Here is a 513-nt window from a genome sequence, read left to right on the forward strand (position 1 = left end):
AGGCTCTGGAAGCCCGCCCCCTCAGCCCTCAGATGCCGGCTCAAGGTGCGGCGATGGATGGCAAAGCGATCCGCAACCGTCGCGGCCGAGCACTGGTTCGTCAGAAGCTCAGTTCGCAGCATGCGGCGCAGGTTCTCCTTCCAGTCGCCCGCTCCGGCAGCCTCGAGTTCCCGGATGTGAGCCTCGAACACCTGGCGGAAGATTGGGTTCGCGCCCGCGATGCGGTGGTCAAGCCAATGGGCCGGAAAAACCAAGGCGGCGGTTTCCTGATCGAACCGCACGGGCGCCCGGAGGAAGCGTCGGTACGGTCCTGAATCGGCCAGTGGCTGTCGGGGCAGCAACACTTCATCCGGCAACCAATCGGGGCCACACAGCAACCGCATAATATTGGTTGCCATCGCCATGGCGCAGTCCGAGATCTGCTCGGGGCTCTCCACGTCTGGCTCGTAGATTGCGTAGCCCAGAACCACCACGTCCTCGTCGATCGACAGCGTGGGAGCAGCGCCACGGTCG

1 protein-coding gene is annotated in these 513 nt (G+C 64.5%); it reads right to left on the reverse strand.

The annotated features are described in order from the left end of the window. On the reverse strand, positions 1-513 hold a 513-nt coding region (locus FS320_RS44970), incomplete at both ends, for an AraC family transcriptional regulator ligand-binding domain-containing protein (protein ID WP_192926450.1).

This window comes from Microvirga tunisiensis, assembly GCF_009296175.1.
GTDB lineage: Bacteria > Pseudomonadota > Alphaproteobacteria > Rhizobiales > Beijerinckiaceae > Microvirga > Microvirga tunisiensis.